This is a genomic window from Psychromonas ossibalaenae ATCC BAA-1528 (genome assembly GCF_000381745.1).
Taxonomy (GTDB): Bacteria; Pseudomonadota; Gammaproteobacteria; order Enterobacterales; family Psychromonadaceae; genus Psychromonas; species Psychromonas ossibalaenae.
Genome location: NZ_KB907005.1, coordinates 1 through 22,275 on the forward strand (window position 1 = coordinate 1; position 22,275 = coordinate 22,275).

General features: G+C 42.1%; 20 protein-coding genes. 15 read left to right on the forward strand and 5 right to left on the reverse strand.

All coding sequences use genetic code 11. The annotated features are described in order from the left end of the window. The 3 genes from G327_RS0116630 to G327_RS0116640 all read right to left on the reverse strand — a co-directional run. The coding region (locus tag G327_RS0116630) for a transposase domain-containing protein (protein ID WP_019615934.1) at window positions 1-253 on the reverse strand (253 nt) is incomplete at its 3' end. Window positions 254-379: 126 nt separating this feature from the next. Beyond that, a complete protein-coding gene (locus tag G327_RS0116635; protein WP_019615935.1) occupies window positions 380-1,015 on the reverse strand; it encodes a porin family protein in 636 nt (211 codons plus the stop codon). Between the two features lie 349 nt (window positions 1,016-1,364). Further along, window positions 1,365-1,874 carry a DUF2062 domain-containing protein gene (locus G327_RS0116640; protein WP_019615936.1) on the reverse strand — a complete coding sequence of 170 codons (510 nt, stop codon included), beginning with the start codon at window positions 1,872-1,874 and terminating at the stop codon, window positions 1,365-1,367. 29 nt (window positions 1,875-1,903) lie between these two features. Here G327_RS0116640 and G327_RS0116645 point away from each other — a divergent pair, with 29 nt between their 5' ends. The 10 genes from G327_RS0116645 (at window position 1,904) to G327_RS0116690 (ending at window position 13,992) form a co-directional block, all read left to right on the forward strand. Then, a complete protein-coding gene (locus G327_RS0116645; protein WP_019615937.1) occupies window positions 1,904-4,309 on the forward strand; it encodes a DNA internalization-related competence protein ComEC/Rec2 in 2,406 nt (801 codons plus the stop codon). A 48-nt stretch (window positions 4,310-4,357) separates the two neighbouring features. Next, the gene (msbA, locus tag G327_RS0116650; protein WP_019615938.1) at window positions 4,358-6,109 is read left to right on the forward strand and encodes a lipid A ABC transporter ATP-binding protein/permease MsbA; all 1,752 of its coding nucleotides are present in this window, start codon (window positions 4,358-4,360) and stop codon (window positions 6,107-6,109) included. Next, a complete protein-coding gene (gene lpxK, locus G327_RS0116655; RefSeq protein WP_019615939.1) occupies window positions 6,109-7,074 on the forward strand; it encodes a tetraacyldisaccharide 4'-kinase in 966 nt (321 codons plus the stop codon). Before msbA ends, lpxK begins: the two co-directional genes overlap by 1 nt. After that, window positions 7,068-7,250 (forward strand): Trm112 family protein, encoded by a 183-nt coding sequence (locus tag G327_RS0116660; protein ID WP_019615940.1) that lies wholly within the window; start codon window positions 7,068-7,070, stop codon window positions 7,248-7,250. The genes lpxK and G327_RS0116660 overlap by 7 nt, the downstream gene beginning before the upstream one ends. Window positions 7,251-7,252: 2 nt before the next feature. Next, window positions 7,253-8,020 carry a 3-deoxy-manno-octulosonate cytidylyltransferase gene (gene kdsB / locus G327_RS0116665; RefSeq protein WP_019615941.1) on the forward strand — a complete coding sequence of 256 codons (768 nt, stop codon included), beginning with the start codon at window positions 7,253-7,255 and terminating at the stop codon, window positions 8,018-8,020. An 8-nt stretch (window positions 8,021-8,028) separates the two neighbouring features. Next, complete coding sequence (locus G327_RS0116670; RefSeq protein ID WP_019615942.1) at window positions 8,029-8,967, forward strand: hypothetical protein; 939 nt, start codon at window positions 8,029-8,031, stop codon at window positions 8,965-8,967. A gap of 9 nt (window positions 8,968-8,976) precedes the next feature. After that, window positions 8,977-9,876 carry a DUF350 domain-containing protein gene (locus G327_RS0116675; protein ID WP_019615943.1) on the forward strand — a complete coding sequence of 300 codons (900 nt, stop codon included), beginning with the start codon at window positions 8,977-8,979 and terminating at the stop codon, window positions 9,874-9,876. A gap of 99 nt (window positions 9,877-9,975) precedes the next feature. After that, complete coding sequence (locus G327_RS0116680) at window positions 9,976-11,676, forward strand: polyamine aminopropyltransferase (protein ID WP_019615944.1); 1,701 nt, start codon at window positions 9,976-9,978, stop codon at window positions 11,674-11,676. Between the two features lie 169 nt (window positions 11,677-11,845). Then, window positions 11,846-12,277, forward strand: a complete 432-nt coding sequence (locus G327_RS26175; protein WP_019615945.1) for a hypothetical protein — start codon at window positions 11,846-11,848, stop codon at window positions 12,275-12,277. Window positions 12,278-12,429: 152 nt separating this feature from the next. Continuing rightward, complete coding sequence (locus G327_RS0116690) at window positions 12,430-13,992, forward strand: SulP family inorganic anion transporter (protein WP_019615946.1); 1,563 nt, start codon at window positions 12,430-12,432, stop codon at window positions 13,990-13,992. An 85-nt stretch (window positions 13,993-14,077) separates the two neighbouring features. Here the strand turns inward: G327_RS0116690 and G327_RS27565 are convergent, their stop codons facing one another. Further along, on the reverse strand, window positions 14,078-14,203 hold the full coding sequence (locus G327_RS27565; protein ID WP_281167239.1) for a hypothetical protein: 126 nt from the start codon (window positions 14,201-14,203) through the stop codon (window positions 14,078-14,080). 422 nt (window positions 14,204-14,625) lie between these two features. On the opposite strand from G327_RS27565, the gene pfkA reads away from it, so the two are divergent. The 5 genes from pfkA (at window position 14,626) to G327_RS0116720 (ending at window position 21,361) form a co-directional block, all read left to right on the forward strand. Next, a complete protein-coding gene (gene pfkA / locus G327_RS0116700) occupies window positions 14,626-15,588 on the forward strand; it encodes a 6-phosphofructokinase (protein WP_019615948.1) in 963 nt (320 codons plus the stop codon). Between the two features lie 71 nt (window positions 15,589-15,659). After that, window positions 15,660-16,250 (forward strand): UPF0149 family protein, encoded by a 591-nt coding sequence (locus tag G327_RS0116705; RefSeq protein WP_019615949.1) that lies wholly within the window; start codon window positions 15,660-15,662, stop codon window positions 16,248-16,250. Further along, window positions 16,243-16,971 carry a TIGR01621 family pseudouridine synthase gene (locus tag G327_RS0116710; RefSeq protein WP_019615950.1) on the forward strand — a complete coding sequence of 243 codons (729 nt, stop codon included), beginning with the start codon at window positions 16,243-16,245 and terminating at the stop codon, window positions 16,969-16,971. Before G327_RS0116705 ends, G327_RS0116710 begins: the two co-directional genes overlap by 8 nt. A gap of 144 nt (window positions 16,972-17,115) precedes the next feature. Further along, complete coding sequence (locus G327_RS26180; RefSeq protein WP_019615951.1) at window positions 17,116-19,146, forward strand: sensor histidine kinase; 2,031 nt, start codon at window positions 17,116-17,118, stop codon at window positions 19,144-19,146. Beyond that, a complete protein-coding gene (locus tag G327_RS0116720; protein WP_019615952.1) occupies window positions 19,139-21,361 on the forward strand; it encodes an EAL domain-containing protein in 2,223 nt (740 codons plus the stop codon). The genes G327_RS26180 and G327_RS0116720 overlap by 8 nt, the downstream gene beginning before the upstream one ends. A gap of 42 nt (window positions 21,362-21,403) precedes the next feature. Here G327_RS0116720 and xthA read toward each other — a convergent pair whose 3' ends face one another. After that, a complete protein-coding gene (gene xthA / locus G327_RS0116725) occupies window positions 21,404-22,210 on the reverse strand; it encodes an exodeoxyribonuclease III (RefSeq protein ID WP_019615953.1) in 807 nt (268 codons plus the stop codon). Between the last annotated feature and the right edge of the window lie 65 nt (window positions 22,211-22,275).

Genomic DNA, 22,275 nt, shown 5'->3' on the forward strand with positions numbered 1-22,275 from the left:
CATAAGGCGTACCGTTTGGAAGGATAATATCAAGTTGATTAACCAGTTGGCGCATTGAGTACTTGCGAAATAATGCCATGCCAATAACAGCCCAAACCATTTGTTCCATAGGGAGCTTACGTTTTCTTATCGTAGCCACGCCAGTTTGAGATAGTGAATCAGTAACTAACTCAGGTGCTAATAGCTCGTTAAGGCCAGTAAATTCAGTGAAGTGATTAAGTGATACCTGGGAAAGTGCTGTTGATAGTTGCATAAAAAAATCCGATGTTTTGTGAACATCGGATTTTGATCTTATTCAGTTAAAAATCAATAGATTTTTCTTAACTGATCGGCATTACGCATTGAGCGCTGTTTTTATTTATATGCGCTTATCGAAAAGTTAAAACTTATATTCAACACCTGCCATTAAATCTGTCTGTACGTAGACTTCGCCTTCTAGTTTTACCAGACACTGTCCCTCGCCGCAAAAAAGCGAATTGTTTGAATTAAGCACCGTACCATATATACGCAGATCACTGCGCAGCGCCCATTTGTCATTTAACTGATAACGAATGCCGCCGCTGATATTACCGGAAAGGGCTATTTCATTATCATATTTGCTTTCATCCGGAGTTAGAAATGTGGCGCCGAGACCTAAGCCGACACTACTTGAAAAGGCACTGTCAGGTTTTGTAAATAAAGCCCTGCCGCCAAAATGCAGATAGGTGGTATTAAGTTCCGCTGAACTATTATTTTCACCCGACACTTGTATATCCTGGCTGGCGTTAGAAAACAACAGCTCACCTTCTTTATTTCTGCTGTGGTGCCAGGTGAATGCTAATGTCTGCGCAAAATCGTCACTGGCCTTGACCGGCTCACCTGTTTGATTATCAGTAAGATCCGAACTTATCCGCCCTCCAAGGTAGAGGCTGACTGCAATATAATCATCAATGGGATCCGCAGAACTGCTGAAAGTTATGCTCAGTAAGATTATCAGGGTAAGGAATTTTCTAATAATGCGAATCATTTCATCCATAGTTTCGTCCGTTCATTAATTAGTACAAGTAAAGAACTTAATTAAAACTTAAATTTATTATGACAGTTTAGATATAAAAAGTTAGCGACTTAGTTAACAATTTGATATTTGTTTTATTTTTGTCGCCGTTCGTATTTTGAAAATATGTTTATAGATACTAGTCCAGGTTTTGAACTATGAAGCAGCTGAACGATAAAAAAGTAGTGAAAACGATCAGTCATCGAGTAAAAAATTGTAGCACCAAAGTACTATGGGGAATTTACGGACGGGTTTTTATTAGAAGATAGCAGAGCTGGATCATACTTTTAGGTAGAGTTTATTAAAATGCTGCTGAGCAGCATTGAATATTTTATTTTTTATTGCGGCCGAGCCACTTTCTGGCAACACTAAAACGCCAGAAAGCACGAAACAGCAAGTACCCTAATAGTGCACATGATAAGCCGAGAATAGAGCAGCCTAATAATAATGCGGGCGCAATGGTTTCAAGCATCTGAGCAAGCCACTCAAAGGACAGGTGAAAATGAAAATCAACTAACGGCTCCCCTAATAAAAAAGCGCCTAAACGGTAGGCCGCATAGAACAGCGGAGGCATGGTAATGGGGTTTGAAATCCACACTAAAGCGACAGATAAAGGCAGATTGACAGAAAAAACCATCGCTAGAACGGCGGCTAAGACCATCTGAAACGGGATCGGCATCCAGGCGCAGAATAATCCGACTGCGACGGCACCGGCAGCACTGCGCCTATTTAAATGCCATAAATTGGGATTATGTAAAGCTTCGCCGAAATGCTTGAGGTGAGGGTGTGCTTTTAATGTTTCCGGTTTAGGAGAAAAACGCTGAATGAATTTTTTTGGCATATAATTAAAATTTTATTTAGTGAGTTTGAATGACAATGCGTACCGTTTTGTGGTTATCGATTGCTGTTTTTATTTCAAGCTTATTCTGGCCGCAGCTTCTGAATTATCAGGGCATTATTGTTTGTCTGGTTATTTTTTTACTGCTGCTAACCATCCGCAGTATTCGTATTTTAGCGGTTATTCCATTATCTGCCTTATATTTCACATTCTATGCAAATTTAACTTTAACTGGAAGCCTGCCTTATCCTGTAAATGATATTAATTTGCCTCTATCTAACTCATCTTCATTACAAGAAACAGTTGACGGGCAAGACCATAACATAGTTGTGCAGGTCAGTTCATTAATAAGCCCCCAAAACCAGGGCTATTTTAGGGCTAACTTAATTGAACTTGATGGAAATCACTTAAATTATTCGCCAAGATTAGAGATGCGCTGGTATAAACCGTCAGTGGAGGTGAATGCCGGGCAGAAACACCGCTTTAGAGTCTCGTTTAAGCCTGTTTACGGGCGTGCCAACCCAGGCGGTTTTGACCGTCAGAAATGGTCTTTTTCTGAACATATTGCTTATCAGGTGACTATCAAAGAGCACCTGCAGGAAATATCTTCGGATTTATCCTTTCGCGGACGTTTTTATCAGAAAGTAAAACAGGTTAGCGAGCCGCTTACCCAGCAAGGCATTATTTTAGCACTCTCTTTTGCAGATAAGTCACTGATCACTATTGAGCAGAAAGCGCTAATCACAAAGCTTGGCATATCCCATCTGTTTGCTATCTCCGGCCTGCATATCGGCCTTTTATTCTCATTTGCTTACCTATTGGTACACTTTTTAGTAAATACTGCTTTACCAGGATCCTATCTGGGATGGATAAGCTGGCGCTTAGCGAGTGCGGGCGCATTGGGGGCCGCGCTGTTGTACGCTTATCTTGCTGGGTTCTCACTGCCGACGCAGCGTGCATTTCTGATGCTGTCATTTGCTGTGCTTATTTTATCCATGAAGCGTAAGTGTGCATTTTTTGATTTAATTGCCATGACCCTGTTTGTTATTTTATTATGGGATCCGCTAGCGGTACTGAGTTTAAGTCTGTGGTTGTCTTTTTCTGCCGTGTGCCTGATCGCTGCCGTTTTATGGCGCTTCCCGAAAGCTGGAAACGGACCGTTTAAAAGTAAGCGAAACAAGCTGCTGGATAATACCCTCGGCTACCTGAAGCTGTTGTGTATGATTCAGTTAGGTTTAACTTTGCTGATGATGCCGATACAGTTGTTTAGTTTTTCTGCTTTCAGTGTTTTAACGCCGGTGATTAACCTTATCGCAGTCCCGCTTTTTTCACTGTTGATTATTCCACTGACTTTATTGGGGACGCTGTTTTCTCTTTTCTCTGAGCCGGCTGCACTGTGGTTGTTTTATTGTGCAGATCAACTGATTACTTTTTTCTTTTTTATCTTTGGGCAGGGGGCTTCGGTATATCGGAGTTTTTCACTGCCGCAGTCAAATATGATTATCTTATTTGCTCTGCTGAGCATTGTTTTATCTATGCTTTATTTTCACGGAACGGTACAACGGCGGCTCAGCTTTGTTTGTGCGGTGTTAATGCTGAGTTTTGTTCTGCTTTATGAGTTGCGGACTGAGCGGAAAAATTCGATAAAATGGTTTGTTGAAGTTTTTGATGTCGGGCAGGGATTAGGCGTGCTGGTCAGGAGTGCAGGGCAGAGCTTATTGTATGACAGCGGCCCCCGTTACCCTTCTGGGTTTACAACGGCTTCCGTTGAAATTCAGCCTTATTTGAGTCTGTTAGGCATAAAGCACTTAGATTATTTTATTATCAGTCACAGTGATATTGACCATGCTGGTGGTTTTTCTGTTATTAATCGAGAGTTTAAACCTAAGCACATCCTGCTGGGTGAGCCGTTGTCTGAAAATGAACCGCTGCCGGGGAACAGTCGTCTCTGCCGGGCTGGACAAAAACGGCAGTTAGGCAGTCTGTCGATAGAAGTATTATCGCCGTTTCTAATCACTAAAAAGAATAATAATAACTCCTGTGTACTGCGCATCACGGACGGCTTCAATTCGCTTCTGTTAACCGGTGATATTGAAAAGAAACAAGAACTGTTATTAGTCCGGAAATACGGCGGCCGTTTGCAAAGTGATTTGTTACTGGCCCCGCATCACGGCAGTAAGCATTCCTCCAGTGAAACTTTTATCAAAGCGGTTGCCCCTCAACGGGTAATTTATAGTGCCGGTTTTATGAATCATTGGGGATTTCCTGCACAAGAGGTAAAACTGCGCTATAAAAAACAAGGGGTAATGTCTGTAAACAGCGGTTTAAATGGTTTTATTCGTTTTAATATAGAAAAACAGCACATTAACATGCAAACATATAGAGAAGATCTTGCCTCTTATTGGTATCATCATTCTTTGTCTCTCTCAACATACTAAACAGCTGGGTGATTAAGTTGTTTAATTATTAAAATAATTGGTATTTCCATGGAAAACAATGAACAAAGCAGCTGGCTGGTTTTTAAACGTTTAGTCGGTTATGTAAAAGAGTTTAAGTTAGGTTTATTCGGCGCCATTGTAGGCATGGTAGGTTATGCTGCTGTTGATACTGCTTTCGTATTTTCAATTCAACCGCTAATCGATAAAGGTTTAACCGGCGAAGATCCGAGTATTTTAACTTTTATGCCTATTTTTGTGGTGTTGATTGTTGCAGCTCGCGGGGTTGCCGCTTTTTTAAGTTCCTACTGTATGGCCTGGGTAGGTAATCACATTGTGATGAAATTACAGCGTCAGCTGTTTAACCAGTTAATGGCGCTGCCGATCAGCTTTTTTGATAAAACCAATACCGGCGACCTGCTTTCTAAAATCACCTATGATGCAAGTCAGGTGTCTAATGCCGCCAGTAATGCGCTGGTAAAAATATTCCGCGAAGGCGCAACGGCGATCGGTTTTATTGCCATGATGTTTTACCTTAGCTGGCAGTTGTCATTGGTGTTTTTTGTTATTGGGCCGATTGTTGCAGTTGCTATCAGTATTGTCAGCAGACGTTTCCGTAAAATAGGTAAAGGTATACAGGATGCCATGGGGCTGGTGACAACCTCTTCTGAGCAGATGCTTAAAGGCCATAAAGAAGTATTAATGTTCGGCGGCCAGGATGTTGAGAAAGAGAGATTTGAGCATGTCAGCAATACGGTCCGCTCACAGAATATGAAAATGACCAGTGCTAACGCGATCAGCGTGCCGGTTATTCAGACTATTGCTTCATTTGCTCTGGCATTTGTTCTTTACCTGGCGACTTTCCCGGAAATTATGGATACGCTGACACCGGGTAAATTTACGGTTATTATTACTTATATGATGATGCTGATGAAACCCTTAAAAGCAGTGACCCAGGTCAACGCAGAGATCCAGCGTGGTATCGCCGCCAGCAATAGTTTATTCAGTATTTTAGATATGACCATGGCGAAAGATGAGGGAACAAAAACCGTCAGTCGTGCACAAGGTGAGATAGAGTTAAAAGATATCGTATTTACTTATCCTGAAGCTGAAAAATCGGCTTTAAATAAAGTCAGCTTTAAGGTTGAGGCAGGACAAACCTTTGCTTTAGTCGGACGCTCGGGCAGCGGTAAGTCAACCATTGCTAATTTATTAACGCGTTTTTATGATATTGACAGCGGTGAAATAACCATGGACGGTGTGAATATTGAAGATTACACACTGGCCTCTCTGCGTAGCCAGGTTGCGATTGTTTCGCAGAATGTACATCTGTTTAACGATACCATTGCGAATAATATTGCTTATGCAAGTGAAGATAAATACAGCCGCAAAGATATTATTAAGGCTGCGGAAACGGCGCATGCGATGGAATTTATTAAACGTTTTCCTGAAGGTTTAGACACGGTTATCGGTGAAAACGGTACTATGCTGTCCGGCGGGCAGCGTCAGCGCCTTGCTATTGCACGGGCCTTACTGCGTGATGCGCCGATTTTGATTTTAGATGAAGCAACATCAGCACTTGATACCGAATCTGAACGTCATATTCAGGCTGCTCTTGATGAGCTGCAGAAAAACCGAACTTCACTGGTGATTGCACACCGCCTTTCAACCATTGAACATGCAGATCAGATTCTGGTTATTGATGACGGTAAGGTTGTTGAACGTGGCACACATAATGAACTACTGGCTAAAGAAGCGATTTATCACAGTTTAAACAAATTACAAGCTTCAGGAGAGTTGTAGTGGGCTTCTGGTATCGTCCGTTAACCTGGTGGTGTTGGTTTTTATATCCGTTGTCACTGCTGTTTTTGTGGATAAGCCGCATGCGCCGTCTGTTATTTAAAGCCGGTGTTCTTAAGAGCTTCCGCAGTGAACTGCCGGTGATTGTGGTGGGCAATATTTCTGTCGGCGGCAACGGCAAAACACCTTTTGTTCTCTGGTTATGTGAATTTTTAATTGAACAGGGTTATAAACCCGGCGTTATCAGTCGTGGTTACGGCGGTAAAAGTAGTGCTTATCCGCTTCTGGTTGATGATAACGTTAGTGGTAAAGAGGCCGGTGATGAGCCGCTGTTAATTTACAAACGACTCGGTATTCCTGTTGTGGTGGATCCGGTTCGTGCCGATGCGGCCGCATACTTAGCGAAGCACTGCTCAGTTGATATCATTATTACCGATGACGGCCTGCAGCATTATGCGCTGCAGCGTGATATTGAAATTGTTATTGTTGATGGTGTCCGCCGTTACGGCAATAATCATTTAATTCCTATGGGACCGTTAAGAGAGACATTATCGCGCTTAGACAGTGTTGATTTTGTAATTAATAACGGCGAACAGAAAAATGGTGAAATTACTATGCAGCTGCAGCCGGACACTTGTCTGCGTGTTGACGGCCAGTCGGGTCAATTAGATTTCGGCAGCAGAGTTAATGCCTGTGCCGCTATCGGTTATCCGCAGCGTTTTTTTAATACATTAACCCAGCAGCAGTTTGTTATTAACAACAGCGTCTCTTTTGCTGATCATCACGCTTTCAGCAGTGATGATTTTAAACAGTTCTCTGCACAGCTTCCGCTGCTGATGACAGAAAAAGACGCGGTTAAATGTAGTACTTTTGCTCAGCCTAACTGGTGGTATCTGCCGATAACAGCAGAGCTGCCGTCAGCTTTTAAAGATCAGTTGTTAAGTAAGATTAAGGAAAGAAAATGTTAGACGTTAAATTGTTAGATATTATTGCCTGTCCAGTATGCAAAGGCAAACTCGGTTACAAAAAAGAAACCAATGAACTTATCTGTAAACCAGATCACCTTGCCTATCCGGTTGTTGACGGTATTCCGGCACTGCTGCAGGTTAGGGCGCGTATTATTACGGCTGACGAGGAAATCTAACTATGTCTTTTATCGTTGTTATTCCTGCTCGTTATCATTCAACTCGTTTACCGGCAAAACCTCTGCTGGATATTCTTGGTAAAACCATGATTGAACGGGTTGCAGAGCAGGCATTAAAAAGTGGTGCCTCACGGGTGATTGTAGCAACTGATGATCAGCGCATTAGTGATGTTTTAACGAATGTAGCGAATATTGAAGTATGTATGACTTCAGCTGATCATGAGTCGGGAACTGACCGTTTAGCGGAAGTCTGCCGACAATATCATTTTTCTGAAAATGAAATAATTGTCAATGTGCAGGGGGATGAGCCCTTGATTCCACCGGCGGTGATCAGCCAGGTGGCGGCTAATCTGCATAATAATGACAATGCCAGTGTAGCAACACTCAGTGCGCCGATTACTGACTGTGCAGATGTTTTTAATACTAACGCTGTTAAAGTTGTTACCGACAAAAATAATATGGCGTTATACTTCAGCCGGGCAACGGTTCCATGGGATCGCGATAACTATACCGCTGAAAATCAGCAGCAGCAGTCTGTTGACCCAGGCAGTCTGCAGCGGCATATCGGTATTTATGCATATCGGGTTGATTTTCTTGCACAATATGCGCAGCTGTCCATTTCTCCATTAGAATCAATTGAAAAGCTTGAGCAATTACGCGTGTTATGGCACGGTTATAAAATTCATGTGCAGCAGGCCTGCGAAATACCGCCTGCCGGTATAGATACGCATGATGATCTGCTGCGTGTGATTGACCACTTATCGAATTAGGAAGAGTAATGAAAATTAAAGTATTACTTATTTTTTGCCTGAGTTTCATGTTGGCTGCCTGTGGTGATGACCGGCAGGATCGCATCGATGCGAATGTGAAAACAGCTGATTATCTACTGCAGAATTTAGGATCAAACCTCGACAGTAATTCTATACGTAATGCCATGATATTACGGGAATATGCAAAACTGCTCAGTGAAGAGAAACCGGAACTTAAATCCCTGCTGGGGCAGTTGAGCCGTGATGCGTCTAAAGACGGCCCTATGTTTCAGGGGCTGATGCAGCGTTTAAAAACGGTTAAAGAGCAGCCTCAGGTAATCGGTGATATTGAAGCGCAGTTGTTTGAAACGGAAAATCTCATTGAAGCTTCTGATCCGGCTCTATTTAATGATGCGCTTTCTGATCCAATTAATGTTATTGCAGATATGTCCGATGGTAAACTGGCACGTGTTAATGCAATTAGCAGGCAGCAGAGTTTGACGGCTAACGGCGCTGAAGATAATGGTGCCGGCAGTCAGTTAGTTGGTAATCCGGGTTACGGTCAATGGCAGACCAGCAGTACCGGTGCATCATTCTGGCAGTGGTACGGCATGTATGCGATGTTTTCTGCTTTGTCGCCCCGTCCTGTTTACTATGACCGCTGGTCGTCACGCCGTGACTATAGTTATTACAATGATTATGGACGCAACCGTTATACCTCGCCGCAGCAGGTAAAAACACAGGATAATCTGGCTAAAAAAACTAAGAAACAGTTTGCCGGTAAAGGCGGCTTCAAAAGCCCCTATGCAAAATCAAAAACAGGTGCAAGCCGTATGTCTACTTCTAGTCGTCAGGCTCAAAAAGCAGCGCCTTTTTCTGGTAAATCAAGTTATTCAAAAACAAAATCATCAAGCAGTTTCCGTAATAGTAAATCGACAACTTCACGCGGTATAAGCCGAGGAAAATAAGGTTTAAATATGAATGAATTAATAACAACGTTAGGGCATAACAGTGGTCTGATCGGGTATCTGCTGATCGATATGGCGGTGGCGATTCTTTTATTAGGCGGCATTCGTTATACCATGGGGTTTATTGGTAATGTTGATACCAAAGACGAACTGTCCAAAAAAGATAATTTTGCTTACGGTATCAGTCTGGCTGGTGGTGTAGCGGCTATGGGTATTGCGTTAAGCGGCGCTATTACCGGAGAGTTAGCCGGCTCATACACTATAGAATTAATAGGTATGCTTAGCTACGGCCTTGCTGGTTTAATTATGATTAAAGCCGGACGCTTTATTCATGATAAGTTTGCTCTGCCGGAATTTAATAAACATGAACAGATACTAAAGAGAAATATCTCAGTCGGTATCGTTGATGCCGCCTCGGTTATTGCGACGGCAATTGTGGTCCGTGCCGCTTTGATCTGGGTTGAGGGACTTGATATCAGTACCTTTATTGCACTGGCTTCTGCCTGGATTGTATCACAGATTATGCTGGTGATTATCACCCGTGTATTTGAGTGGCAGTACAGTCGTAATAACGGTGTAAGTTTTCAGGCTACATTGGAAGGCTGTCATACAGCTTTAGCTATTCGTTATTCAGGTTATCTGATTTCGACGGCAATGTCGGTGACTGCCGCTAGTTACTTTATCAGTTATGATGCTCAGAATTTATGGGTAGGTATCAGTCAGTGGGCTGTGATGAGTCTGATATTAATGGCTTCATTAACCCTGTTAACCACGCTGGCGAAATATATTGTGTTATGGGGAATTAACCGCAGAGAAGAGGTTGAAGACCAGCAGAATATCGGGATTGCAACAATTGAGCTAACTACCTCATTTTCAATTGCATTATTGCTGATGGCGTTAATGACATAACCCGAACAGGGTAAATTATCTGATAATAAAAAATAAAAAAACAAATTTAACAGGTCATCATTTGATGGCCTTTTTTTATGTTGTAAATAGAGAAAAGTAATGCGTGATCCGAAAAAACTGAAACTGCTGATTGATGACAGCCTGCTGATATTGATCATGGCGACTCTTGCCTGCTGCGGCATGATTTATGAGTATCTTCTTTCGCATTATTCTGCACGAATTCTGGGCAGTGTGGAAACAGTCATTTATGCAATTATCGGCATTATGATTGTCTCTATGGGATTAGGTGCATTTGCCGCTAAAAAAATAAAAGATGAGTTTCAAGGCTTTGTTATTTTAGAGCTAGTAGTGGCTTTTATCGGATGCAGCTCGACACTGTTTATTGCCTCCGTTATCGCTTTTAATCAGACTTTACCGCAGCTAATTGCAGAAACATATCAAATACCGATGGATGCTCTGCCGCAGGGCGGGTTTCTCGCGCAGCTTAACTGGCTGAGCACGCAGCTTCCCTATCTGTTTGCCTTTATATTAGGTTTTTTTATCGGTATGGAGATCCCGTTAATTGCGCGTATCAGAGAAGCCGTTTACGGACAGCATTTAGCCAATAATGCCGGCACAATTTACGGGGCTGATTATATTGGTGCAGGTGTCGGTGCGGCGATTTGGGTTTTAATTATGCTGCGCATTGAAATAAGCCAGGCGGCCGCCCTGACGGCAACGCTTAATCTTATTGCCGGTTTTATATTTTTGATGCGTTTTAGAAAGTATTTAAAACATGTTAAAACGTTATTATTAGGTCATGCACTGTTAGCAGTGCTGGTAGTGCTGGTTTTTCAATATGGCGGTCACTGGCAGAAACAGATGCAGAATATGCTTTATCTGGACAAAGTGGTTTACCAGACACAAACCCCTTATCAGAATCTGGTATTCACACAGCGTCATTTAGGCGGCGAAATGGAGCCTATTTATAACTTTTATATTAACGGCCGTCTGCAGTTTTCAAGTTTAGATGAACAGATTTACCATGAGTTTTTAGTACACCCGGCAATGCAGGCATCTGCCCGCCAGGACAATATTCTGATTATCGGGGGAGGAGACGGACTGGCACTGCGTGAAGTACTGAAGTGGCAGCCTAAGTCAGTGACCTTAGTGGATCTGGATCCGGATTTAGTCGCTTTGTTTAAAGACCCGCAAAATCAGCTTCCGGATTATTTGGCGGCTAAAGTTGAGCGCTTAACCGGCAATAGTTTTAATGATCCCAGGGTTAATGTGATTAATGATGATGCGTTTATTGCTATTGATAAATTACTGCAGAACAAGCAGACCTTTGATGCGGTTATTGTTGATCTGCCGGATCCGAGTCATCCGGATTTAAATAAACTATACAGTGTTAATTTTTATTACCGCCTGAATCATCTGTTAAACGGCGACGGAGTGATGGTGGTGCAGTCAACCTCGCCATTCCATGCGCAGAATGCCTTTATCTCTGTAGCAAAAACAATGCGGCAGGCTAAATTTACTCAGGTTGAACAGTACCATCAGAATGTTCCTTCCTTTGGTGAATGGGGATGGTCTATTGGCGTTAAAGGTGGTTCAAGTGCTAGTAAACGTTTACAACGCGTTGCAGATCTGGCGGTTGATACATCCTGGTTAACACCACCGTTATTACAAGGGGCATTTGTATTTAATAAAGGTTTTTATGACGATGCAGATAAAGTGAAGGCTAACTATTTAGGCTCAAATCAGCTTTACCAATATCATCAGAAAGCCTGGGAAAGAGAGACAGAGCTTTCACCTTAATATGAACTGTTGTTTATTATTTTTGTGATTGAAGTATATTCATGCTGAAATGGATTTAGATGCTTTTTGCTCTGCAATTGAGTAAAAAGCAAACTATGCAGGATGCGGATTCCTCTTAAGTTAAGGCCGTCTATTTATGCACATCAATGGTTATCAATAGATCCAGTCAATGGTAACAGCTGCTTCAGCGCCTGCTGCTGAAGCAGTAAAAATAAATTCCGCTGCCGAACCCGGAGTGCAGGTCAGTATTTCTGCACAGGCGATGCAGCTTGCTCAGACTGATAACTCATCGGTTACAAATACCAATATAAATAATAAGATTTCAGCCGTGCCTCTGCCCGGCTTGCCGGAAAATCCGCCAACGGGTGATAAACTGCAGCAGTATGCGCAGTTTAAAAAAGCACAGCTTCAGTATCAAGTTCATGTCGATATGGCGAATATGGTTACAGGTAACGGCGAGACTATCTCTGCCCCGACCGCTTATTATTTATCTAACAATGAAGATGCCCGAGAAACTGTTTTACAGCAGCTGGCAATGCAGCAGCAGGCGCAGAATATGCAGATTTATCAAGATACCATACAGTCAGCTGAAGAAAAGTAGTTTTATTGAGCTGTATCAGGAAAAGACAAATGTTTTTTTGAACTTGATCTCAAAACTGTCTATAATTTGCGCCCAACTTTATTGTAGCAATCGTATTCCGAAAATATTTTCGCATACGGCTGGTATTCGCGTTAATTAAGGAATTATAAGCAGTGTTTGAATTTCCCCAGTTCAGTAAGAACAGTGTCAAAAATGATGTGTTATCGGGTTTAACCGTAGCACTTGCATTGGTACCAGAAGCGGTTGCATTTGCATTTGTTGCCGGTGTTGATCCCATGGTCGGTTTGTATGCTGCCTTTATGGTGGGGTTAATTACCGCTGTTTTCGGCGGCCGTCCAGGTATGATTTCAGGTGCAACAGGTGCGATGGCTGTAGTCATGGTATCTTTAGTTTCCGATCACGGTGTGCAGTATCTGTTTGCCGCTGTACTACTGGCTGGTTTGATTCAGGTTATATGCGGGGTATTCCATCTTGGTAAATTTATCCGTATGGTACCGCATTCGGTAATGATCGGTTTTGTAAACGGTCTGGCTATCGTTATTTTCTTAGCGCAGCTTGGACAGTTCAAAGTAAAAAATGCTGCCGGTGAATTTGTATGGATGCAGGGCTCTGCACTATATATTATGCTTGGGTTAGTGCTGCTGACTATGGCTATTATTCATTTTCTGCCGAAATTAACCACTGCAGTGCCGTCAACACTGGCCGCAATTGTTGTTGTAACTCTGCTGGTTTATTTTGTGCCTGCATTAGACACGCGTACTGTTGTTGATTTCCTGCGTACTATGTCAGGTGATGAAACTGCGACCATCGCCGGTTCACTGCCTACCTTTGCTATTCCTGCCGTACCATTCTCATTAGAAACACTACAGATTATTTTACCTTACTCATTAATTCTTGCCGCGGTTGGGCTGATTGAATCTTTATTAACGCTGACAGTTGTTGATGAAATGACTGGTACACGTGGTCGTGCAAATAAAGAATGTATTGCCCAGGGCGCATCAAATATGGTTAACGGCGTATTCGGCGGTATGGGCGGCTGCGCCATGATAGGCCAGTCCATGATTAATATTAACTCCGGCGGTCGAGGCCGTTTATCAGGTATAACTGCCGCTTTAGCATTACTGGCGTTTATCCTGTTTGCGTCGGGTTTAATTGAAGTCGTACCGCTGGCCGCACTGGTTGGTGTTATGTTTATTGTTGTATTAGGTACATTTGAATGGGCTTCATTTAAAATGATGCGCAAGGTGCCTAAAAAAGATGCCTTTGTTATTGTACTGGTAAGCGTAGTAACCGTTCTAACTGATTTAGCGGTTGCTGTATTTGTTGGTGTGATTGTATCGGCATTAGTTTTTGCATGGGAACATGCTCGTCATATTCATGCTGTCACTGAATCAAGTGAAGATGAAAAAGAAAAAACTTATGCGATAACCGGTCCTCTTTTCTTTGGGTCTGTAAGTAATTTCTTAGAACTATTTGATGTGAAAAATGATCCCCGCCATGTGATTGTTGATTTTGCATCATCTCGTGTTGCGGATCATTCTGCAATCGAAGCGATTAGTGTATTAACTGACCGTTATGTTAAGGAAGGTAAAAAAGTACATGTTCGTCATTTAAGCCCAGACTGCCGTAAGCTGCTTCATAAAGCCGGCGTTCTGGTTGAAGTGAATATTATTGAAGATCCGTCTTACAAAGTTGCATCGGATAGGTTAGGTTAAATTGAGGGGCTGTTTCTGCAGGTTTAATTGTAGTACGGTCTGCTGATTGATCTGCTTAATAAAAAACAGGTCCCGGACCTGTTTTTTATTTGCTGGAAACTCTAATAGGGCGGTAAAGCGCATCACATTTAGGGCTGGGAGCATCTGTTTTTGCGTTCCAGACTGAATACCAGATGTGTTTATTACGCAGTGTTCTTTTTTTATTTTTCATTTTTATCTCTCTCTTTTGTTTGAGTATGCTGTAACTGTAAAGTTGGTTTATGACAATCAGATGACAAGACGAAAGACTTATTTCAGATGAACTTGCGAAAGAACAAAGAAAGAAAAAAATTACTGTAAGATAATTCCTATATTGTTAGTAGATTTACCACAATTTAAGCCGTTATTATCTGGGACAGATGATTATTTATGCATTTTATAGAATCTTTATGATCATTTAACCACATGTGCTGAAAAACAGGGTAAACTGCTTTTACTAGGTAACTTAAGTTTTTAAATAATAATAAATAATTAATTAAATAAGAGTTACCGCAGGATTAAAAGGCTGGATAGGTCATTCATAGAGTCTATTTTCAGCGTATAACAATTTGTATATTAACTATTGTCAATTTCTATAATTGGTCGAGGTAGCAAGTGATTAAAAAAATTGGTGTTTTAACAAGTGGTGGCGACGCGCCGGGTATGAACTCTGCTGTACGCGCAGTAGTGCGCTGCTGTATTGCGAATGATATCGAAGTTTACGGTATCTATGACGGATATGCAGGGCTTCACGCTGATAAAATTGAAAAATTAGAGCGTCACTCGGTGTCTGACATTATTAACCGTGGCGGTACTTTTTTAGGCAGTGCGCGTTTTCCTGAATTCAAGGAAGTCAGCGTACGTGAAGAAGCGATTAAAAACCTGGAAAAACACGGTATCGAAGCGCTTATCGTTATCGGTGGTGACGGTTCTTACATGGGTGCTAAAAAGCTGAGTGAAATGGGGTATCCGTGTATTGGTATTCCCGGCACAATTGATAATGATATTGCCGGTACAGACTACACTATTGGTTTCATGACTTGTTTGAATACAATTGTTGATGCCGTTGACCGTTTGCGTGATACATCTTCTTCGCATAACCGTATTTCAATTGTTGAAATCATGGGCCGTTACTGTGGTGATCTTACGCTTTGGGCGGCCATTGCCGGCGGCAGTGAGTACGTCATTGTACCGGAAGCTGAGTTTGATGAAAATGAACTGGTAAATCAGATTCAGCATGGTGAAGATAAAGGTAAAAAGCATGCCATTATTGCGATTACTGAGCATATCACCGATGTAAATGAATTGGCGAAACGTATTGAAGCTAAAACCGGCCGTGAAACACGTGCGACTATTTTAGGTCATATTCAGCGTGGTGGTGCACCAATGGCGTTTGACCGTATTTTAGCAAGCCGTATGGGGGCTTACGGTGTTGAGCTGCTTATGCAGGGAGAAATTGCCCGCTGTATCGGTATTCAGAATGGTGCAATGGTTCACCATGATATCATTGAATGTTTAGAAGATATGAAACGTCCGTTCCGTCAGGACTTATACGATTTATCTCACGCTTTATTCTAAAAGCTGACTGAGTATTAAATCTTTAAAGCCTACCCTCTGGTAGGCTTTTTGTTATTTAAAGGAAACATATAATGGCAGATAAAGCTTATCAACTACTGTTCAATGTTTGTGAAATCCCGGAAATAAAAAAAAATGCACGCGAGTGTAGTGAAATTATAGGGTTTATAACGTCGATTGCAGCTGCGCCTATTCAGATTGAAGTTGAACAGTGGATGCCGTTTTTATGGGCTGAAGATAGCGCGCCGTCATTTAGTGATGAGCAGATGGCGGTTGATTTTGCCGCTTCTACACTGCACTTCTATGAACACTGCTTAAGCTGTTATCAGCAGTCATTGCCTTTATCTCTGCCGACGGATCAATGGCTGGATGAGGGCCTGCAGGTCACAGCTCAAGGTCGTGTTTTTGCCGCTGGTTATCTATCGGCTTTTCAAAGTATCGAAGCGCTTTGGCAAAGTCTGAACCTTCAGCCCGGCAGTGAACCTGAGCAGCTGCTGCAGACCAGTCTGATGCTGCTGAGTAAACTTGCATCGCCTGACAGCGCTGACGCACAGATACAGCTGTTATTTTCGCAGCTGCCGGATATGCCTGAAATTGTCGATTCATTACCGGCACTGCTGGGTCGATTAGGGCACTTTTCAACTCAGGATATCGCTTATGCCTAAAATAGATAGCGCAGAGCTGTCGGTCTACAATGCTTATTTTTCTTTAGTTTTTGAAAACAGCGATTTTGTTGTTATCAATAAACAGGCTGATATCAACTTTCACAGCGAAGACGGTGAGTTTGGTGTGGTAGTGGCTGCAGAAAAAGCACTTGCCTGTAAACTTTATAGTGTGCACCGGCTTGATAAAATGACATCCGGCTTACTGCTGCTGGCTAAATCATCACAAACCGCCGCGCAGCTGGCTGCTTTATTTGCTGAGCGCCGGATTCACAAATATTATCTGGCTTTAAGTGATAAAAAACCGAAAAAGAAACAAGGTCTGATAAAAGGGGGCATGGAGAAGTCCCGGCGTTCAATGTGGAAACTGACCCAGAAAAAGGACAATGTTGCGATCACGCAGTTTTTCAGTTTTTTCTGCTCCGAAGGTATACGTTTATTTATTGTCAAACCGCATAGCGGCAAAACTCATCAGATTCGTGTGGCGCTTAAAAGTATCGGCAGCCCAGTCTGCGGCGATCCCTTATATGCAGAGAAGGCTGCTCAGGAGTCTTTGTATGACCGAGGCTATCTGCATGCCTACCAGCTTGATTTCAGCTTAAATAAGCAAAATTATTCGTTTCAGGCTTTACCGAAGCAGGGACAATTGTTTTTATCTGAGGCGTTTTTGTCAAAAATTCACAGCTTCGGCAGATTAGAAAAACTGCCCTGGCCGAAAACCTAGATTTTACTCACAATTTTTATTTTTGGTTTATAACTCAATAGGTTCATGAGTTTATTGAACATCATAAATGTCATATTCGTACTACACTTTCCTACAGCAGTTTGGTTCAATTTTTACCTTCTGCTGTAAATATGAGGAAGGTAAATGAAGCGCCGCTCTATCTTATTTCGAATTAATGTCATTCTCGGCTTGATCATACTGGTGATGATGTCATTTTCGATTGTGGTTATTTATGTCGGAGAGCAGGTTAACAAGTCGAGCAGTAAAGTCATTAACTATGATATGCCGGCTGCACTAAATACTCTCGCTATGCTTAGTGAATTAGGAAAAATGAATGCTAACCTGCTTGAATACGTAACAGGTGAGCGTGAAGAGCGGCAGGAGTACTATCGAAATTTTGATAAGCTTTTTCGTTTTAAAGAGCTTATTCCTGAAGACAGTGCGCAGAATAATACGATTAAGCAGGTGACTGAAATTATTCTGGCGCATAGAGAAGCTGCTGAGAAAGGTGTCTTTCTGGTTTATGATCCCAGTCTGGAAAAAAAAAGTGCTGAGCAGATTAATGATTTAATTGAGAATGTTGGTAAACCACTCGAAACTCTTTTAAGGCAGATGAAAAACGAAGAAATTTCTGATGCGGGTTCCGGTAGTAACTTTGTTGAGATTGTAAATGATGATCTGCCGGCTGTGCGTTACTACCTTGAGCTTGTTGATCTTGCGGGAGATATGTTAGCTGCTCTGGATCGTTTTATACTGGGACAGTTAGATGCCAAACGCAGTTTTTATACTGACGGCCTGCAGTTTGAATCCTACCTGTCCCTGATAAAACCGCTTGAGCAAAATCTGGATGAAATTATTCGTATCAATGAAATAGAGCGTTTATTTAATGAGCTAAAATCGCGCGGAGAGTTGGTTTTTGATATCTACAGTGCCCGCAGTAAAGTTAAAGCGATGCAGGCCATTGATGAATTAGAGCATCAGAGTTTTAGCGAAGCTGAGCTGATACTAGCAGCCTTATCTTCTGATGCCAGGCAGAATGTTAACGCCTCTATGAATGGTTTAGGTTTGCTGGCAAATAATTTGTCGTGGGTTTTAGGTCTGTCAACAGCCGTTATTATCATCTTAACGGTTTCAATTCTTTTTTATGTAGGGCGGACCGTTATTCTTCCGATTACTCATATAACGATTGCTATAGATAAGTTAAGAAAAGGCGAGCGGGACTTTAAAATGAAAGAGTTCAGCCGCAATGATGAGTTAACGGAGGTTTTAGACAGTTTAAAACAGTTTCAGACTGAACTGTCAGAGCTTGATGCGCTGCGTTTTCGTGAAAGTCAGATGAAAGATGCACTGCTCAGTGAAAAAATCACCGCTGAGCATGCGTTAGAGCAGTTAAAAGAAACCCAGTCGCAGCTTATTGCTACTGAAAAAATGGCTTCATTAGGCGCCCTGGTTGCCGGTGTCGCTCATGAGATAAATACGCCGCTGGGCATTAGTGTCACTATGTCGACTACACTGAATAGAAATCATCGGCGTTTTCTTGATAAGGTAAAATCGGGTGAATTAAAACGTTCTTCATTAGCGCATTTTGAAAACGAGAGTAAAGCGTCATTTAAGCTTCTGACGCTGTCTCTTGCACAGGCTTCTAATCTTATTAATAATTTTAAGCAGGTGGCAACGGATCAGACCAGCTCTAAACGCCGGGTGTTTAATGTATTAGAAACGTTTAATGAAATAATGTCTACACTGCATCACTGCATTAAACGCACCCATATTCAGTTTTTTGTAGAGGGGCCTGATGATATTGAAATGGACAGTTATCCGGGTCCTTTAGGGCAGGTGATCACTAATTTATTTAATAACGCCATGCTTCATGCCTTTGAGGGGCGTGATCAAGGTGAGGTCCATATCAGCTTCTCTATAGTATCCGAGCAGCTGCAGATACTGTTCTCCGATGACGGTATAGGGGTCAAAGAAGAGTTTATTGGTAAGCTTTTTGACCCGTTTTACACTACCAAACTGGGAAGAGGGGGCTCGGGACTCGGATTAAATATTGTCCATAATATTGTCCATAATATTATGGGCGGGGAAATCCGTGTGGAAAGTGAAATAGGGACTACATTTGAAATCAGGCTGCCTCTTATAGCACCAGCGAAAAAGGATGACATTTATGAATGATTTTATGATTAATATTATTGATGATGAGGATACGCAGGCATCTTCGCATGAAGAAGGCAAGGTATGGAAAATTGCCATTATTGATGATGAAGTTGGGGTGCATGATGTGACCCGTTTAGCGATGTCCGGTGCAAAAGTGCAGGGTATGAAATTAAATTTTATCAGTGCATATTCCGGCAAAGAAGGTTTTAAGCTTCTGCAGGATAACCCTGACTGTGCCGCTGTTCTGCTCGATGTGGTGATGGAAAGTTCCGATGCAGGCCTGCTGCTTGCGGATCGAATTCGCACTGAATTAAAATATGAAAACCTGCAGATTATTTTAAGAACGGGGCAGCCTGGATACTCACCCGAAGAAGAAATTATTAATCGTTACGAGATTAATGATTATAAAACAAAAAGTGAATTAACCCGAGATAAGCTGTATACCTCTATTGCTACTGCAATCCGTTCATACAGTCATTTAGTCGCATTAGATGAAAGTAAAGCAGGCTTGGAAAATGTCATAGGGGCGTCTGCCAGCTTGATGAAAGAGCGCTCTGTTCATAAATTTGCCAGTGGTGTATTACAGCAGATTAATGCGTTATTTCATTTGTCTGCACAGGGCATGTTCTGTGTTTCGCAGCGTCCTTTAAAAGGGCCGCACGACTTTGATCATACTAGGACTAAAACTAACTCCTTTTACGTGGTTGCCGCTTCTGATTTGTACAATCAGTATTATGGTAAAGATCTGCAGGAGATAACTGACAATGAGGCAAGTCGACTGGCTTTACAGGCATTAACGGAAAAGAGAAATATCGATAACGACAGGTTGTGCAGTATTTATTTATCAACCCCTTCCGGCTGGGAAGGGGTGGTGGTAATGGATGGTGCATTAAACTTAAATGATATTGATGAAGAATTATTAAAACTATTCTGCTTAAATGTGTCGCTTGGTTTAGAAAATGCTAAGTTTTTCACTCATCTTAACCATGCTGCTTTTTATGATGCGTTAACCGGTTTATATAACCGTGTCGGTTTTATTGATAATGCTGTTGACATTTATCGGCGCAGTAAGCATAAAATCACTCTGTTTATTATCGATATTGATTATTTTCATGAAATTATTGAAAGTCTTGGTTTTGAATTTGGGAATAAAGTGCTGAATGCGATGACCTCTGCTTTGAATCGGGGTTTTGCGTCCTCTGGTATTCTTAGTCGTCTGCATTCGGATGTTTTTGCGTTGTTACTACCCGATACTGACTGGGATTTTAGAGATTTGACCCGTGAATGCTCTAAACCTTTTTTACTGGAGGGCAATTCGCTCCGTTTAGGGGTCACGGTAGGGGAAGCTGAGTGTGATTTAGCGGTTGAAAGATTTGACGTGGAACAGCTGCTGCGTCATGCAGAGATTGCCTTAAAAGTTGCCAAAGAGCATCAGCGCGGTGTAGGGCAGATTTTTGAACCTAAGCTGGAAGATGATAAGCGTGCCCATTTAGATCTTTTAGCTGATCTGCGTAATGGTCTGGCTAAGCATGAGCTGTTTCTGCTGCTGCAGCCTAAGGTGTCGATGACCACTCAAGCAGTTGTCGGTTACGAAGCATTAATCCGCTGGAATCATCCGATAAAAGGCATTATTTCTCCTAATGCATTTATTCCTATTGCTGAACAGTCTGGTTTGTATTTTGATCTCGATATGTATGTGTTCCGCAAGTCTCTTGAGATGATTGAAAACTACCCGCAGATAACAAAACCTATCTCGGTTAATTTTTCAGCTAATTCATTACATCATTGTGATTTTATTGACGAACTGAAAGTGATTATTAATGAAACCGCTGCTGATTTAAGCCGGGTAGAGATAGAAATCACTGAGAATGCCTTAGTACGCAGCGATATGGCGATTCAGCATTTAAAAGAGTTAAAAGAACTCGGCTTTATCTTATGCCTGGACGATTTCGGGGCAGGTTATTCATCTCTTTCTTATCTGCTTAAGCTGCCTTTAGATGTGATCAAGATTGACCGCTCCTTTGTCAGTTATATCTGCAGAGATCCAAAAGCACTTGCAGTTTTATCTGCGATGTTAAAAATCTGTCAGGACTTAGATATGCGGGTAGTCGTTGAAGGGGTAGAAACGCAAGAGCAGGTGGATCTGCTGCTTAAGTTAAATGCTGATGTGGCGCAGGGCTTCTTTTACTTTAAACCGATAACTATTGAAGAAGTGTTAGAAAAGGCTTTATGAAAATCAGGCTCAGCTATCAGCTGAGCCTGCAGCTATTGCTGATTAAGCAAATTCTGTCCAGATCGGCGCATGATCCGAAGGTTTTTCAATGCCCCTAAGCTCATAGTCGATACCGGCATCCAGGGTTTTGTCTGCTAATTTCTGTGTTGCTAAAATCACATCAATACGTAGACCGCGGTTATCATCAAAGCCGCGGGAGCGGTAGTCAAACCAGCTGAACTGATCATCAGCTTCCGGGTTGAGCAGACGGAAGGTATCTGTAAAACCAAAATCCATTAATTTTGCTAACCATTCACGCTCTTCGGGTAAAAAACTGCACTTTAGGGTTTTCAGCCAGCGTTTAGCATTTACCTCGCCAATGCCGATATCTAAATCTGTCGGTGAAATATTAATATCACCCATTACGATCACCTGCTGTTCAGCGCTATGTGATTCATTTAAATAGGTGTTTAAATCCTGGTAGAATTTACGTTTTGCCGGGTACTTTGTTTCATGAGTCTGACTTTCGCCCTGCGGAAAATAACCGTTTAGAATACGAACCGGGGAGCCGTCTTTATCTTCTACCGTGACCATAATCATGCGGCGCTGTGCTTCATCATCATCTGTTGGAAAGCCGTACTGGACATCGAGCGGTTTGTTTTTACATAACATTGCCACGCCGTAATGTGCTTTTTGTCCATGAAAATAAACGTGGTAACCCATTGCTTCTACAGCTTCTACCGGAAAAGCATCATTATGAACTTTAATTTCCTGCAGACCGATCACATCTGGCTGATGTTTGTCAATAATAGCTTGAAGCTGGTGAAGGCGAGCGCGCAGCCCGTTGATGTTGAATGAGATAACTTTCATGGAAGAGAGCCTTAAATAGAGATAAAGGCTGAATGTACCTTGATGAGTTTAATAACTCAACAAGG